The organism is Vibrio sp. 1249-1 (genome assembly GCF_033340495.1).
Window position 1 is genome coordinate 1 of the sequence record NZ_JAWOWJ010000466.1, and the last position, 733, is coordinate 733.

A 733-nucleotide genomic window follows, 5' to 3' on the forward strand; every position below is an offset into this window, starting at 1 on the left:
CCGATCTGCCATCCGATGCCGATTGAGTAACAATAATGAGGAAGATATAACATGAAGGCTTTGAAAAACCCAGTGGCACTCGCCACTCTGTTGGTTCTGCAAGCATGTAGTTCGCAACCGCCACAATCTGGCGCGGAAACACCAACCTCTCCACCAGCATCATTAGATAAGCCTGAAACCATTCAACCTCAAACTTTTATGTTGCGCGGCAAAGTAATCATCGGCCATGAAAGCCAGTACATCATGCCTTGCGGCAGCGACAAACAATATTGGTTGCAACTGTCACCTCAACAAATTCAACGCGCCATTAAGCTCGGCAATGAACCGTACCAAACCATGTATGGCGAAGTCATCGGTCATCTTAATCCTCCGGGCATTGATGGTTTCTCTGCGGATTTCGACGCCAACTTTGTGGTTGAGCAAGTGAACTTCCTCACTACCGAAAACCCAAATCGTTGCAGCCAACCGCAAAAACCGACGCGTGTATTTGGCAACGAGCCGTCTTGGGCAGCCAGTTTTGAAGCCAATGCGCTTAAGTTCCAACAGATGGGAAAAACCACCGAAATGCTGCCTATTCAAAGCAGTCAACTGCAGCCGCGCCAACGCACTTATAGGCTTGATGATGGTGAACTACGCATGACGGAAAACCTCTGTTCAGACACCATGAGCGACTCTTTATATGGCTGGAAAGCAACACTCAAACACGATGGAAACACTTACCAAGGGTGTGGCA

Annotated in this window: 1 protein-coding gene; it reads left to right on the forward strand. The window is 48.4% G+C overall.

All coding sequences use genetic code 11. The features are described 5' to 3' along the window. Positions 1–51: 51 nt before the first annotated feature. Positions 52–733: COG3650 family protein (locus R7Z50_RS27025; protein ID WP_411979523.1), on the forward strand; the 682-nt coding region annotated here is incomplete at its 3' end.